10 protein-coding genes and 2 rRNA genes (1 of these 12 cut by a window edge) are annotated in these 14820 nt (G+C 53.4%); 4 read left to right on the top strand and 8 right to left on the bottom strand.

The genetic code is table 11. The features are described from left to right. Together BSR28_RS06870 and BSR28_RS06865 are read right to left on the bottom strand one after the other, a co-directional pair. Window positions 1–700 (bottom strand): 23S ribosomal RNA (locus BSR28_RS06870); it reaches 2493 nt to the left of the window's first position. Window positions 701–959: 259 nt separating this feature from the next. Then, a 16S ribosomal RNA gene (locus BSR28_RS06865) occupies window positions 960–2492 on the bottom strand. Together the 16S and 23S rRNA genes form the textbook arrangement of a ribosomal RNA operon. Before the next feature lie 499 nt (window positions 2493–2991). On the opposite strand from BSR28_RS06865, the gene BSR28_RS09130 reads away from it, so the two are divergent. Both BSR28_RS09130 and BSR28_RS06855 read left to right on the top strand, forming a co-directional pair. Further along, a complete protein-coding gene (locus BSR28_RS09130; protein WP_073713724.1) occupies window positions 2992–5124 on the top strand; it encodes a PfkB family carbohydrate kinase in 2133 nt (710 codons plus the stop codon). A 9-nt stretch (window positions 5125–5133) separates the two neighbouring features. Continuing rightward, on the top strand, window positions 5134–5844 hold the full coding sequence (locus tag BSR28_RS06855; RefSeq protein WP_073713723.1) for an SDR family NAD(P)-dependent oxidoreductase: 711 nt from the start codon (window positions 5134–5136) through the stop codon (window positions 5842–5844). A 70-nt stretch (window positions 5845–5914) separates the two neighbouring features. Here BSR28_RS06855 and gluQRS read toward each other — a convergent pair whose 3' ends face one another. The 6 genes from gluQRS to BSR28_RS06825 all read right to left on the bottom strand — a co-directional run bounded on the left by gluQRS (window position 5915) and on the right by BSR28_RS06825 (window position 11383). After that, window positions 5915–6853: a tRNA glutamyl-Q(34) synthetase GluQRS gene (gene gluQRS, locus BSR28_RS06850; RefSeq protein WP_073713752.1), complete on the bottom strand. Its 939-nt coding sequence runs from the start codon at window positions 6851–6853 to the stop codon at window positions 5915–5917. A 205-nt stretch (window positions 6854–7058) separates the two neighbouring features. After that, window positions 7059–8357 (bottom strand): alpha-L-fucosidase, encoded by a 1299-nt coding sequence (locus BSR28_RS06845; RefSeq protein ID WP_198928941.1) that lies wholly within the window; start codon window positions 8355–8357, stop codon window positions 7059–7061. Window positions 8358–8460: 103 nt separating this feature from the next. Next, a complete protein-coding gene (gene pip / locus BSR28_RS06840; RefSeq protein WP_233120627.1) occupies window positions 8461–9474 on the bottom strand; it encodes a prolyl aminopeptidase in 1014 nt (337 codons plus the stop codon). A 134-nt stretch (window positions 9475–9608) separates the two neighbouring features. Next, window positions 9609–10379, bottom strand: coding sequence for a hypothetical protein (locus BSR28_RS06835; protein ID WP_073713722.1), 771 nt, complete (start codon window positions 10377–10379; stop codon window positions 9609–9611). Between the two features lie 364 nt (window positions 10380–10743). After that, on the bottom strand, window positions 10744–11067 hold the full coding sequence (locus BSR28_RS06830) for a hypothetical protein (RefSeq protein WP_073709185.1): 324 nt from the start codon (window positions 11065–11067) through the stop codon (window positions 10744–10746). Then, the gene (locus BSR28_RS06825; RefSeq protein ID WP_073709186.1) at window positions 11051–11383 is read right to left on the bottom strand and encodes an ArsR/SmtB family transcription factor; all 333 of its coding nucleotides are present in this window, start codon (window positions 11381–11383) and stop codon (window positions 11051–11053) included. The genes BSR28_RS06830 and BSR28_RS06825 overlap by 17 nt, the downstream gene beginning before the upstream one ends. Window positions 11384–11512: 129 nt before the next feature. Between BSR28_RS06825 and BSR28_RS06820 the strand changes: the two genes are divergently transcribed. Further along, window positions 11513–13117, top strand: coding sequence for a Na+/H+ antiporter NhaC family protein (locus BSR28_RS06820; protein ID WP_073709187.1), 1605 nt, complete (start codon window positions 11513–11515; stop codon window positions 13115–13117). A gap of 287 nt (window positions 13118–13404) precedes the next feature. After that, a partial coding sequence (locus BSR28_RS09125; protein ID WP_198928939.1) for an IdeS/Mac family cysteine endopeptidase occupies window positions 13405–14820 on the top strand: 1416 nt, incomplete at its 3' end.

The following is a 14820-nucleotide window of genomic DNA, read 5'->3' as shown; positions in this document are numbered from 1 at the left end:
CCCACACGGGTTAACCTCGCCACGCACCACTAACTCGCAGGCTCATTCTTCAAAAGGCACGCCATCACCCCACAAAAGGAGGCTCTGACGGCTTGTAGGCACCCGGTTTCAGGTACTATTTCACTCCCCTCCCGGGGTACTTTTCACCATTCCCTCACGGTACTATGCACTATCGGTCACCAGAAAGTATTCAGGCTTACCCAGTGGTCTGGGCAGATTCACACGAGATTTCACGAGCCCCGTGCTACTTGGGAAACAAAAAACATAGGCAATAGAAATACGATTACACGACTATCACGCACTACGGTCAGCCATTCAATGCTATTCACCTAAACTATCACTTTATAACTATGCGAAAAGGCCGGCAGACCCAATCAATCCTGCTCCCACAACACCACAAACGCAACCCCTGCCGAGTATCACACGCCCATGGTTTGGCCATCATCCGCTTTCGCTCGCCACTACTCACAGAATATCTTTTCCTACGGGTACTGAGATGTTTCACTTCCCCGCGTTCCCTCCTACACCCTATACAATTCAGATGCAGGTAACCAGGCTTAACCCCTGGCTAGGTTTCCCCATTCGGACACCCCCGGATCAACGCTCATTCGCCAACTCCCCGAGGCTTATCGCAGGCCAACACGTCCTTCATCGGCTTCTGGTACCAAGGCATCCACCGAATGCCCTTAAAAACTAACAAACCAACACAAACAAAACACACAAAACAAACAAAATATAAAATTAAGATGCTCGCGTCCACTATACAGTTAACAAACAACCAAGACCACAACCACCAGAAACCAAACCAAAAAGGCCCGACCCCCAGCAGAAAAGCCAAGGAAAAACAACCCCAAACAAGGGTGCAATCCAATAACCCGATAGTGCCCCCAACCCAGCAAAAACCAGGTCAGGGAAAAATGCTTTCTACTTTTAATAAAGCGTTTGTCAAGAATCCTTAGAAAGGAGGTGATCCAGCCGCACCTTCCGGTACGGCTACCTTGTTACGACTTCGTCCCAATCGCTAATCCCACCTTCGACCACTCCCCCCGCAAAAACGGTTAGGCCATGGGCTTCGGGTGTTACCAACTTTCGTGACGTGACGGGCGGTGTGTACAAGGCCCGAGAACGTATTCACCGCAGCATTGCTGATCTGCGATTACTAGCGACTCCGCCTTCATGGGGTCGAGTTGCAGACCCCAATCCGAACTGAGACCGGCTTTAAGGGATTAGCTCAACCTCACAGTATCGCAACCCTCTGTACCGGCCATTGTAGCATGCGTGAAGCCCAAGACATAAGGGGCATGATGATTTGACGTCATCCCCACCTTCCTCCGAGTTAACCCCGGCAGTCTCTCGCGAGTCCCCACCCGAAGTGCTGGCAACACGAGACAAGGGTTGCGCTCGTTGCGGGACTTAACCCAACATCTCACGACACGAGCTGACGACAACCATGCACCACCTGTACACCAGTCCGAAGACCACCACATCTCTGCAGTGTTCCAGTGCATGTCAAGCCTTGGTAAGGTTCTTCGCGTTGCATCGAATTAATCCGCATGCTCCGCCGCTTGTGCGGGCCCCCGTCAATTCCTTTGAGTTTTAGCCTTGCGGCCGTACTCCCCAGGCGGGGCACTTAATGCGTTAGCTACGGCGCAGAAGACCAAAAAGCCCCCCACACCTAGTGCCCAACGTTTACGGCGTGGACTACCAGGGTATCTAATCCTGTTCGCTCCCCACGCTTTCGCTTCTCAGCGTCAGTAATGGCCCAGAGACCTGCCTTCGCCATCGGTGTTCCTCCTGATATCTGCGCATTCCACCGCTACACCAGGAATTCCAGTCTCCCCTACCACACTCTAGTCTGCCCGTACCCACCGCAAGCCAACAGTTAAGCTGCTGGATTTCACGACAGACGCGACAAACCGCCTACAAGCTCTTTACGCCCAATAATTCCGGACAACGCTTGCGCCCTACGTATTACCGCGGCTGCTGGCACGTAGTTAGCCGGCGCTTCTTCTGCAAGTACCGTCAAAACACCCAAAGATGCCCCTGCGTCCTTACTGAAAGAGGTTTACAACCCGAAGGCCGTCATCCCTCACGCGGCGTCGCTGCATCAGGCTTTCGCCCATTGTGCAATATTCCCCACTGCTGCCTCCCGTAGGAGTCTGGGCCGTATCTCAGTCCCAGTGTGACCGGTCACCCTCTCAGGCCGGCTACCCGTCAAAGCCTTGGTAGGCCATCACCCCACCAACAAGCTGATAGGCCGCGAGCCCATCCCCCACCGAAAAACTTTCCACACACAAACATGCGCCCATGTGTGAATATTCAGTATTAGACACCGTTTCCAATGCTTATCCCAAAGAAGGGGGCAGGTTACTCACGTGTTACTCACCCGTTCGCCACTAATCCACGGTGCAAGCACCGCTTCATCGTTCGACTTGCATGTGTTAAGCACGCCGCCAGCGTTCGTCCTGAGCCAGGATCAAACTCTCCGAACAAAAAACAATAAAAAATATCATTCTTCAAAAACGGAAAGAAAAAACCCAAACAAACCCAACCCCAAAAAAGAGGTCAAACCCATCCAGGCCAATCCCAACCAAAAAAATAAAAACAAAAAAACTGACAAACAAAAATAAAAACAAAACAAAAGTAAAAAAACAAAAACACTATCGAGTTATCAAACAACACCCCCACAACCAAGCTTTCTCAAGCGATTATTACTTGATAAACTCAGAAGAGGTATCTCTTCAGCGCATCAGCGCCGGGAAACTACTTTACCAAAACTCTTTCTTGCTTCGCAAGTCGAATCGTTTGTGATTCGGAGCACTTGATTCAGTTAGCTTCCTGATTCAACCGGTTTCCCGTGAACCAACTTGAAAAATATTAGTGACCATAGCGGGTCTTGTCTAGGCGAAAACCCTAATCGTGACCAAGGACAATTTTTTACCCACTCCACCCTAGTTGCTATCCTTAATTATCAACGTTCAAAGGATGAGCATGACTATCAACGAAGCTATTAACCGACCCGTATATTACGACTGCGACACCGGCATTGACGACGCCCTAGGCCTGATCTATTTACTAGACTTCCCCAGCGTCAACCTAGTTGGCATCGGTACGGTCTGCGGTAATACCTTCGCTGAGCAAGCAGCCGACAACAACCTGCGCCTACTTCAATTAGCAGGCCACCCGAATATTCCGGTAGCAATCGGTGAAAAGCGTTTCCGTAACCGCGACTATCTATCGCAACCTGTCCCCATCCACGGCGCCAACGGCCTCGGCAATCTTGAATTACCCGCCGCAGAAGCCAAACCGATCGACAAAAGCGCCCCCGAATTTCTAATCGAACTTTCGCACCAATATCAGGGTGAACTAGAAGTTATTGCGGTAGGGCCACTTACAAACCTAGCCAAGGCACTCGACCTCGACCCCAGCCTACCCGCCCGTATCAAGCAGGTGACCATTATGGGTGGCGCCTTCTACGCACCCGGTAATAAGACGCCCGCCGCGGAAGCTAATATTCTTGACGATCCCGAGGCCGCGCAGGTCGTCCTCGCCGCTAAGTGGCCGATTACCTTGGTAGGCCTAGACGTGACGATGAAGCATTTCCTGGAAGAAAAGCATCGCGAACAGATGGCACGTTCGGACCGACCCGTCGCCCAGGCACTGGCCGAAATCCTGAATATCTACTTCGATTTCTATTCCAATATTTATGGGGCGCGCTGCTGTGCGCTACACGATCCCCTAGCGGTCGCCATTGCCGTAGGTGATATCAAAGCGATTCATTCCCCGCTTGTTCCGACCGTTGTCGAAACCGGTGACGGGCCGGCTCGGGGGCAGACCATTGCTGATCTGCGGACTCAGCGGGCTGGTTATCGGGATGTTCCTGGCGCGAATACTCGGATCGTTCTAGACACGGACCGTCCATTAGCGGACCTAATTACGGATCGGATCTGTAACCCGCAGGCGGCAGTACCGGCACCGCCGAAAGCCGATACCGCCCCAGAGAAGTCCGCTACCACTGAGGCACACAAAATGGGGCAGCCCCAAAAGATTACGGTCGTGGGCTCCCTTAATGTTGATATCTGCGTTGAGCTGGACCGTCGCCCCAACCCGGGCGAAACCGTCATGGGCGACGACGTTACCTACCTGCCTGGCGGGAAGGGCGCTAATCAGGCGGCCGCGGCCTCGGCCCTAGGAGGAAGGGTGACCATGGTTGGTGCGGTCGGCACGGACGCGAACGCGCAAACCGCACTAAGTGGACTGCAGCAGGTCGGGACGAACCTTTCCCAGGTGGAAAACCTGGCGGGCGCAACCGGCGTCGCCATTATTAACCTCGACCGGGAAGCTGAGAACTCGATTATTGTCTCCCCCGGGGCGAACGGAAAAGTTGACCGTGATTTTGTGGACCGGAAAGCCGCCGCGATTCGCGAGGCCCAGATTGTGGTTTGCCAGTGCGAAATCCCCGTTGATGGGATCGAGCGAGTGGCAGAGCTGACCACCGGGCGGTTTATCCTCAACGTGGCCCCCAGTATTCCTCTGCCGGAGCGAGTGATTAAACGGGCCAACCCGCTGATCGTTAATGAGCACGAGGCCGCGCAGGTGCTGGAAACTTTGGGCGTACCGGTTCCAGGTACGGGTGAGGGGGATACTGCGGCAAGTGCTGAGGTGCGTTCGAAGGCAAGTCCGGAAGCAAATACTGCGGCAGGTTCGAAGGCGAACTTGGCGAGAAGTTCCGAGGCAGGTTCTGCCGCCAACCCGGAAGCGAACGCTGATTCGATTGTCGGGTCGAAAAGCGCTCGACCGGAACGTTTTGAGGCGATGGCTCGGGCACTGCTGGCACAGGGTCTGGAATCAGTGGTGATCACCTTGGGGAAGTCGGGCTCACTGGTGGCACAGTCAGACGACCAGCTGACTGCTATTCCCGCGGCGACAGTAAAACCGGTGGACACTACCGGGGCGGGCGATGCGTTCGTGGGCGCGCTAGCAACAAAACTGGCCGAGGGCGCCGGGCTAGTTGACGCGGCGCGTTTTGCTTCCCGGGTCGCCAGTTTTGCTTGCCAGGGGTACGGGGCGCAGGCCTCCTACCCGACCTTGGATGATGAACTACCCGCTTTGGAAAAGGACTAGGATAGAAATATGAAAAACAATCAGAAAATCGCTGTGGTGACCGGGGCTTCGGCCGGCATTGGGGAGGCTTGCGCTAGAGCCTTGGCTGCTGATGGTTGGACCGTGGTGTTGGCTGCTCGCCGTTTAGAACGCCTGGAGAAGATTGCCGCTGAGATTGGCGGGCGCGCCGTCCAGTTGGACGTGACCGACGATCAGGCGGTAGAGAAATTCGCCGCCGAACTGGGCGCCTGCGACCTGCTGGTGAATAACGCTGGTGGGGCCCGCGGTTTAGACGCGATCGAAGATGCCAACTTGGAAGATTGGCGTTGGATGTACGACACGAACGTGCTGGGCACTTTGCGTATGACCAAGGCACTGATGCCCGCGCTGCTTGAAGCAAATGGCTTAGTTATTAATATTGGTTCGGTAGCGGGACGAGTCCCCTACGTGGGCGGGGCTGGCTACAATGCCGCAAAGCATGGCGTGGCCGCGATGAGCCGCGTCCTGCGTCTAGAAACCCACGATAAGCCCTTGCGAGTATGCGAGATCGATCCGGGGCGAGTGGAAACGGACTTCTCTTTGTTGCGTTTTAAGGGAGATGAAGAACGGGCCCGCCAGGTTTATGAAGGCAAGTTGAACCTGCAGGCGGAAGATATTGGCGAGGCCGTTCGCTGGGTTGCTTCTCTGCCGGCACACGTCAATATCGACACCATGCTGATTATGCCTGCGGACCAGGTCTAAGCTGGCCTGCAGGATTAAGTCGCTTTATCTGCTTGTAGCCAGCTTTTCGGATTAAGTCCGTTTTTCGGGTTTAGATCTGACCGTCCCAGACCCAGGGGTGCAAAGGCATGCGCCTCAAAGTGGATTCATCTAGCACTTGCAGCAGGTCGGTAACACTCTGGCAGGCATCAACCTGTGGCCCCAGATCGAGTGAACGAGCGATCAGGTTTACTACCTGCGGCACTTCGATCCCCTGCTCCTGCAGGTCTGGGAGAGTTACGGCCCCATCTCGCTTCGAAAGACGCTGGCCCTCTTGGTTTAGCGCCAGCGGCACATGGACGTAGACAGGTTCTGCCAAGCCTAGGGCATGCGCAATCGCCGCCTGGGTAGGAGCTTGAGATAGTAGGTCATCCCCGCGGGTTACTTGGTCGATTCCCTGGTAGGCGTCATCTACTACTACGGCAAGGTTGTAGGCGACTGCGCCGTCATTTCTGCGGATTACGACGTTGTCGACCGGCCCCGTGTAGTCCCCATGTAATTCGTCGAAAATTGTCCATTCCTTTTCGGGGACCTTCAGACGCAGAGCTGGTTGCCGCCCCTGCTGGGCAAAAAGTTCACGTTTTTGTGCCAGTTCTTCCTCGGATAGGTGCAGGCAGGTTCCCGGGTAATGTCCGGGCGGGGTGTGTGGAGCTGAGGCAGCTTCTTGAATGTCCTTACGTGAACAGTAGCATTCGAATAGGAAACCACGACTTCTTAAGGTTTCGATCGCACGGTGATGAGCTTCCGTACGGGTCGTCTGGATTAGCGGTGCCGCGTCGTAGCGCAATCCCAGTTGCTGTAACTGTTCTAGTTGCCGCTCAGTAGAACCGGAGCGGACCCGGTCAATATCTTCAACACGTAATAGGCAGCGGCGGCCGGTGGCTTTAGCCCAGGCATGCGCCAAGATTGCCGTACGTAGATTCCCTAGGTGTAAATCACCCGTGGGTGACGGCGCGAATCGGCCAGCGCCCCCTCGGAAAGAAGAGGGCACTTCTAGGAAGTCCGCTTCCGGGTCGTGGAAGTTACCCTTAAAGGCTGTAAAACAGCTCAAAAACTTAAACTCCTTAACTTAGAAACTCTGGACAGTTCAAGTGGCTTGAACGGCAATGATCAAGGCCCACGAAATCTGTTCAGAACAGAGAAAAAATTTAGGTCTACCTCAATAGTAAATCGAGTGTGATTAAAAAATCTGACACTTAGTCTGTTAAAAACAACTCTATTACTGGGACTGAAACGCTAGGCGCACGGGTCGGCAGTTGCAGGGTAAGTGTGCCAGCTGGCTGCCCACCCGGTTCAGTGGTCAGGGCTTCTCGATCCGGGTCGAACTGTTCCCAGCGGATCTGCGAACCATCGTTCAGGAACCGGGCAAAGGTAACTTTCCCCGCCGCATTGGGTAGGTGCAGGTGTCCGAAGGGGTAGCTGAATAGGAATAGGTAGATCCGATTGCCTCTTTGGGTGGCGACCATCCCCGGTGGGATTAGGCTGCGGTCCTTGACTGCTCCAGCGCCCTTAATGGCGGGGGCGTGCAGGTGCATCCAGTCTGCAATTTCAGTGAGGGTCTTAGCATCGTAGGGGGCAATATTTCCGCGTCCGTCCGGGCCAATATTTAGTAGCAGGTTCCCGTTCTTTGAGACCGTATCTGCCAGCATCTGAATAATCATCTCAGTTGATTTGAAGCGGGTATTGTCTCGGTCGTACCCCCAGGAGCCATTTAAGGTTTGGCAGGCTTCCCAGCGGGCGGGTTTGCCGTCAACGGTCATGGGCTCGGACGGCTGGTACTGTTCCGGCGTGACTAGGTCACCGGGCAGATCCAGGCGATCGTTGATGAGCATTTGCGGCTGGTATTTTTGGCACAGTTCCAGCAATCCTGCCGAATCCCAATCCTGTGCGCCTTTACCGGGCCACCCGTCAGCTTCCCACGGGTAAGAGAAATCAAAGAACATGTAGTCGATCTGGCCGTAGTTGGTCAGTAGTTCAGTGACTTGGTGGTGTAGGTATTCCCGACAGCGCTCCCAGTCTTTTTCGCGGTTCTGCTGGCGCGCGTCAGGGTCGTCCCGGCGCGGATGATTATGGTCAATGATGAAATCCGGGTGGTGCCAATCAAGCAGGGAATAGTAGAAGCCGACTTTGAGACCTTCGGCGCGTAGGGCCTCCACCCATTCCTTGACTAGGTCTCTGCCACAGACTTTGGGCGCGGTATAGTCTGTGTATTCAGAATCAAACAGGCAGAACCCTTCGTGGTGTTTGGTGGTTAGGACGGCGTAGGCCATCCCGGCAGCTTTGGCCTGGGCGGCAATCCGGCGGGCATCGAACAGGTCCGGATCGAAAGCTTGCGTTAGTTGTTCGTATTCGTGAACCGGGGTTTTCTCTCTGGTCATTACCCATTCGTGTCGGGCAGCGACCGAATAGAGTCCGAAGTGAACAAACAGGCCGAAGCGCCCCTGGTCAAACCAAGGTGCTGCTTTAAAGCCTTCTGAACCGATGATCGCGGACACTGTGATGCCTTCTCTTACTATTCGACTATTAGGACTTTTAGCTAGCAGCCTTTAGTTAGTTTTTGTTGGCGCTAGCTCTTACTTACGCTAGTTCTTGCTGGCGCTAGCTCTTTTGGGAGAGCAGTTCTGCCAATTCGTCAGCGTAGCGGGTTAGCTGGGACATGGTGGTCGACTCCCCCATTGCGTGCCCGGCATCCTTCGAGATGGATAGTTTTGAAGAGGGCCAGTTCCTATGCAGGTCCCAGGCGGTCTTCATGGGGCAGACTACGTCGTAGCGGCCTTGTACGATCATGCCGGGGATTCCGTGCTCTTCCAAGATGGTGGCATTGTCGATTAGCTGCCCGTCCTCCATCCAGCCCTGATTGATGAAGAAGTGGTTTTCAATGCGGGCGAAGGTGGTGGCAAAGCTGGGGTTTTGGACGTCATCGACGTGCTGTTCATCAGGCAGCAGGGTTGAGGTAGCAGCCTCCCAGGTGGTCCAAGCCAGAGCTGCAGGTCCGTGGATTTCCGGGTCGGGATTACTCAGAAGTTCGTGGTAACGCTGGATATAGCCGCCAGGTTTCACATCGGGTCCGGCGGCCGCGACGTACTTTTCCCACTCATCGGCGTAAATCATGTGCGCGCCGGTTCCCTCATAGAACCAATCCAGTTCTTCTTTCCGCAAGGTGAAAATCCCGCGTAGCAGTAGGGCGAGGACGCGTTCTGGGTGGGTTTCAGCATAAGACAAGGACAGGGTCGAGCCCCAAGAACCACCAGAAACGACCCAACGTTCAATACCTAGGTGTAGTCGGATAGCCTCAATATCTTCAACCAGTTTCCAGGTGGTATTGGTGCTGAGGTCCGCTTCGGGTTCCCATGCATGAGGCAGTGAGCGCCCAGAACCGCGCTGGTCAAAGAGAATGATCTGGTATAGATCCGGGTTGAAGTTCCGCCGTTGCATGGGGTTCGAGCCGCCACCCGGGCCGCCGTGTAGGAAGATTACGGGGATACCATCAGGGTTACCGCTACATTCGACGTAGAGCTTCTGATCATCACTGACCGGCAGCATAAAAGCTTGGTAGGGCTCAATATGCGGGTACATGTAGGTTTCTTGCTGAGTCTGCGCTGAATCATTCATAGCACCCATTGTTCCATATCCAAATAGATTTTCCTGCCCTTGAAAACTAAGAATGTGGAATCAAAAACTGTGGAAAACGGGGCTAGCACTTCCAGTAAACAAACCCGGCTAGCACCTTCGGCTGGTAAACCCCATTAGTAATCCAAGATTGAACTATTCGGATGCTGCGGAACCTCAATGATGGCCAGTGGGCTCATGCGATAAAACTGCAGCTTGGTTTCTGCCGGGATCTCCCACTGTGCGATTGCGAGGACGCCATCTTCAATGCCGGCGGCAATTCGTTCATTATTGGCCGCTCGCATCGTCTCAATCACGATCGAGCCACCCTCAACGCGCAAGTCGTAGAGGTCCTTAGACTTATTAATACCGCAGAAATGCCCTTCCTTAGAGACCACCTTGGCCCCCTGGGAAACCTTTAACGAGGTCGTAAAGCAATCCTGCAGGTGCCCATTGGTTCCTTGCCCACCTAGGCGCACACAAGCTAGGCCACTATGCCTGGCAAGGAAGGTGATGCCGCCCTCGGCAATGACCACGTAACGGTTCCACTCTGCCGGATAGGAGACCATACAACCGTACATGTCGAGGCGGCTCTTACCGGTGGCGTAAATAGCTGGAGTGTCATCCCCCTCGGCGGGGTAAGGCAGGATGAATGGGCGCTGGTCCGGATCATGGTAGGCACCCGGGTCCAGTAGGACGATGGTGTCGCCCGGGTGAACCCGCTGGACAACATTTTCGAAGAAGTCTTGAGAATGTTCCTTCGTCACAAAGACGAACTTGCCCGTGGGAGTCTTGAGGTTACCGGCGGCGTGGCGGGCCAGGAAGGCCGGGCGATATTTTTCTGGGTCGACCAGCATCCACTCGAACTCGGTTTTTGAAAGCTCCGATTCCGGATCATACTTACTCATATCTAGGGGTGAAGGTTCAAGTGCTCTGCATGGGAGTTTTGCGCGTCAGCATTTTGGGAGGATTCCGAGTTAGCAGAGAAGTTTGGGTTTAGATTGGAATCGGGCACTTTGACCTCCTTGTAATGGTGCCGGCAGCGGCGAACATTTAAGCGGTTAGCTACCGGGTCTTATCCCTTGGGCTACTTCGTTTATGTTCTATCCACCCTAACGCAGCCCGGGACTTAATACCCGAACCGTGTCGCAGCTTTTCAGACAGTAATAGGGTGGCACTGAAAATCAGCACCACCCTATTACTGAACCTATTATTTAAGGCCTATTTCCCCAAACCTACCGTGGGTCAAGTTTTTAGAAGTCGCTTTTGCGATCAGGCTGCGTGGACGCAGGTCGGGCATTCACAATCTACGCAGACGCAGTTATTGCAGATGTCGTCGCAGTGCTCGCACTGGCATTCGTTGTGGTTGCAGGTCGGGCAGGTGCAGCCGTCACATTCACAGGCGGCGCAGACGTCATCACAGTCGCCACATGCACAGGTATCGCATTCATCGTAGTGACCACCGTCTTCACGGTGAGCGTGTCCGTCATGCAGGTAGTCAACATGGTCGCCGTGGACGCGAGCTTCGTGGCCACAGCCGGGGCCGTGGGTGTGATTGTGCTTTTCAGCGGGGCGGTGTTCAGTGTTTACAGTCATGGTCGTGTTCCTTTGCGTGGTTGAAAGCATCCATGAAGATGCGAGCAACGTGTTCATCAATGAGTTCGTAGTGAGAATTTCGTCCAACTCGATTTATACGCACCAAATGGGCATCCCGTAGGACTTTTAGATGATGCGAAACCAGGGGTTGAGATTCTTCTACTAGTTCGACCAACTGAGAGACATCAGCCGGTCCTTCTACTAGGCGATGCACGATGGCAGTTCGCACCGGGTGCGCCAACGCTTTAAAAAGCGGGACCACTGGAGCGCATTCCCGTTGCGGGGAAGTTTTCTCATGCACAACCTTCGGATTCATAAGAAATATTTTATATAAAAAATACTTTATATGCAATATAGGTTACATTTTCCCCGAAAGCGTTTGCTTTGAGCGGAAATTGCAGTTACCTTAGCGCACTAACACATTAAACAATGATGGGAGAAAGCAATGCTAGAGGCATACCCTTATTTAACGGTGATTCCGCCGTTAGTCGCGATTGTGTTAGCGATTGTTACCCGCCGGGTTCTGCTGAGCCTTGGCATCGGTATTGTGGCGGCCGCTGCGCTGGTCACTGATCTGTCCCCCCTAGGCACTCTGAAGGAAGTTTGGAGTGCCTTCGCTGGTATTTTCTGGTCCGAAGGGGCACTGAACACGGATAAGATTTACATCCTGTTGTTCTTGCTCATCTTGGGCGTAATTACCGCGCTGATTCTGATGTCAGGAGGTTCGGCGGCCCTGTCTAAGTGGGCCGCTGGTAAGATCAAGAACCGCAAGGGCGCTCAGTTCCTTGCCGCTATCTTGGGTATTGCTATCTTCATCGATGACTACTTCAACGCCCTAGCCGTTGGTCAGGTCGCTAAGCCCGTCACCGATAAGTACAACGTTTCCCGGGCCAAACTGGCCTACATCATTGACTCTACTTCCGCTCCGGTCGCCGTTTTGGCTCCATTCTCTTCCTGGGGCGCTTCGATTATCGGCCTGTTGGCCCCGATCGTCGTGGCCGCAGGTATTAACCAGAGCGAAGTACACGTCTTCCTAGGTGCTGCCGGCACCAACTTCTACGCCATCAGCGCCATCCTTATGGTCCTATTGATGATCACTTTCGGCATCGATTTTGGTCCGATGCGCACTGAAGAACACCGCGCGATTCGCGAGGGTGAAACCTACGCCGCTACGGATGAAATCCCCGGCGAGCTTGGTGACGACCTGCCGGTACACCCGGAAGGTAAGATCCGCAGCCTGGTCATCCCCTTCATCGCTCTAATCGTGGGCGTTGTGGGCGCCATGTTCGTCACCGGTGGCGTTTCCGGCGGCTCCTGGACTGTCATTGACATGCTAGCGAACACCATGGTTACCGAATCCCTAATGATTGGTGGCCTACTAGGTTTGGCTTCCGCTATGGTCCTGTACTTTGTTGAGACCCGTAATAACAAGACCTTCAACTCGAAGGTCTTCGGTCAGGGTATCGTCAAGGGTGCTCGCTCCATGGTTCCGGCCGTCATCATCCTGCTACTTGCATGGTCCTTGGGCTCCTTGATTTCCGACCTAGGCACCGGCAGCTACTTGGGTGATCTAGTGAAGAACGCTAACTTTGCACCGCAGTGGCTGATTCCGGTCATGTTTATTGCGGCCTGCCTAATGTCCTTCTCAACCGGTACCTCTTGGGGGTCCTTCGGTCTGCTAATCCCGATCGCTGGCGACTTGATTATCAGCGTGGGTGCTCCGCAGTACTTGATTCCCGCGATTGGTGCGGTACTAGCCGGCTCGGTAATGGGCGACCACTGCTCCCCCATCTCCGATACCACCATCCTTTCGGCAACCGGTGCGTCCTCATCCTTGATTACGCACGTACGTACCCAGTTGCCTTACGCGCTAACCTGTATGTCCGCTTCCCTAGTGGGTTACATTGCGTTGGCCGCCTCGGGCAATAGCTGGGTTGGTTTCTTCACGATGCTGGTCACCCTACTGGCGATTGTCTTCGTGTGGAAGCGTATGGCTACCGCCCTGGACGAAGAGATTCCGGATTCTGAAAAGGCTCCGATCTTCGCCTGAGTTTTAGCGGCTAAGAAACGTCATTAGAGACTTGATCGCAAGATCATGAAATCTGTGCAGCTGGCGCAGTGATTAGGTTTTCCTTTCACTGCGCCAGCTTTTTGTCTTACAAGTATTTGCCTGCTCAAACTTACGAGTTCTCAAGTGAGAATCTATCCCAGTTAGATGCCTAGATTCTGCTATAGTTCCCATGGAAAGCTTCCCTTCCCACTACCGGAAACAGGACCATGCTAGCGGACGAGAAAGCTTCCCTCAGATATTTTTAAGCAATATGGAACTGTGACAGTATGCAAAAGTTATCCAAGTTTTCCCTTTCCATCTTTACTGCCGCCTGCAGCCTGAGCCTGTTGGCCACCTCGGCAACTTTTAACGCCCAAGCAGCCGAACAGACACCTGCCAACCCGAGCTATCAAGTAGTCACGAAAGATAAAACCATTGAACAGGGGCAGGAACTTGATCTGCTGTCACTAATCGAAGCGAATCAGCTAAAAAATATGCCGGGGATACTAGCTCCGGAAAAGCCATCCTTTCCAGCGGTAATGACCGTCTACGGAACTAATATTCCGGCACTGGGGGATCCCAGCAAAGTAGAGAAGCTCCCAGGGAACGATTGGGATAACCCCCCGGCGGGGAAATGGTACGAACTCTGGGAGAATGACTTTATTCGCTGGACCCCCGACAGTGGTTGGTTTGACGCCAATAAGCACTTCCGCGATACGGAGCGACCGTACGGAAGTGGTGGCAGAGACAACCTAGCCTGCTGGAAAGCCACCAGCGCAAACCAGCTTATGTGGTGGATTGAGCAGAACCGACCCTATATTGACAAGTATTTCGAAACCTACCCTGAGGTTTCCAAAGAACTCATGCCCGGACATAGCTTGACTGATCCTTATAATGAGCAGGATTACCAAGCAATCTTGGATTACTTCTCTGAGCACTTTATTGACAAGAGTGGCTACCCTACCGGGGGTAATCACTGGTTTATTACCGGTAAGAAAAACTCAGAGCTGAATGCCCCCTTTAAAGATGAGGCCTTTGGTAAGAGTTTTCAGGGATTCTTTTCTAAAGTCTTCAATCAAGAAGATCTTGAGAAGAACGGGAAACTAACTAATTACAAGAAATTTCCGGTTAGCAACGCGAAAAAGCAGTTCTCAGACTACGTAGTTAATGCATTGGCCAATCACCGGGCAGTTGGCTTCGAACTTTACTACTCAGGCGGGTACCGGCACGCAGTCACCCTTTGGGGTGCAGAGGTAAACGCTCAGGGACTAGTAGATTATATTTACTACACCGATAGCGACACCTCCAATAAACCCTACGAGACGTTATCACTCATGCAGCGCCTAAAGGTTATTGAGGCTGAGGATGCAAATAGCATTTACATTAGTAGCAATTACAAGATGGAACGCCCCCGATACTATAGTCCTCAAATTATTTCGGTCAATTCCCTCGATTTAGGAAGAAAAACTTGGGCCGACTGGTACGAAAAGCTCCAGCCAAAAGTCACTTTTAAAGTACTAGATGACGACAACTTTAATAAGGACATTCCGGGAACCTACAAAGTAAGGTTCATAGATAATTTCGGCCAAGAAGTTCCTTCTACAGCGACAGTAACGGTATTACCGAAAGAAAAACCCGCACCGCCAACGGTTGAAGCGACCCCAGAACCAACGGCCGAACCAACGGCCGAACCCACCACCGAA

The sequence above is a fragment of the Boudabousia liubingyangii genome (assembly GCF_001907245.1).
Classification (GTDB): Bacteria; Actinomycetota; Actinomycetes; order Actinomycetales; family Actinomycetaceae; genus Boudabousia; species Boudabousia liubingyangii.
The sequence above is the reverse complement of the archived record's forward strand: the minus strand, read 5'-3'. Positions and strand labels throughout refer to the sequence as shown.

What these genes read in the sequence shown, in the direction of transcription:
- BSR28_RS06835 (WP_073713722.1), bottom strand. Translation starts at nt 10,379, where the DNA reads ATGAGTAAGTATGATCCGGAATCGGAGCTTTCAAAAACCGAGTTCGAG.
- BSR28_RS06830 (WP_073709185.1), bottom strand. Translation starts at nt 11,067, where the DNA reads ATGACTGTAAACACTGAACACCGCCCCGCTGAAAAGCACAATCACACC.
- BSR28_RS06855 (WP_073713723.1), top strand. Translation starts at nt 5,134, where the DNA reads ATGAAAAACAATCAGAAAATCGCTGTGGTGACCGGGGCTTCGGCCGGC.
- BSR28_RS06825 (WP_073709186.1), bottom strand. Translation starts at nt 11,383, where the DNA reads ATGAATCCGAAGGTTGTGCATGAGAAAACTTCCCCGCAACGGGAATGC.
- BSR28_RS06820 (WP_073709187.1), top strand. Translation starts at nt 11,513, where the DNA reads ATGCTAGAGGCATACCCTTATTTAACGGTGATTCCGCCGTTAGTCGCG.
- pip (WP_233120627.1), bottom strand. Translation starts at nt 9,474, where the DNA reads ATGAATGATTCAGCGCAGACTCAGCAAGAAACCTACATGTACCCGCAT.
- BSR28_RS09130 (WP_073713724.1), top strand. Translation starts at nt 2,992, where the DNA reads ATGACTATCAACGAAGCTATTAACCGACCCGTATATTACGACTGCGAC.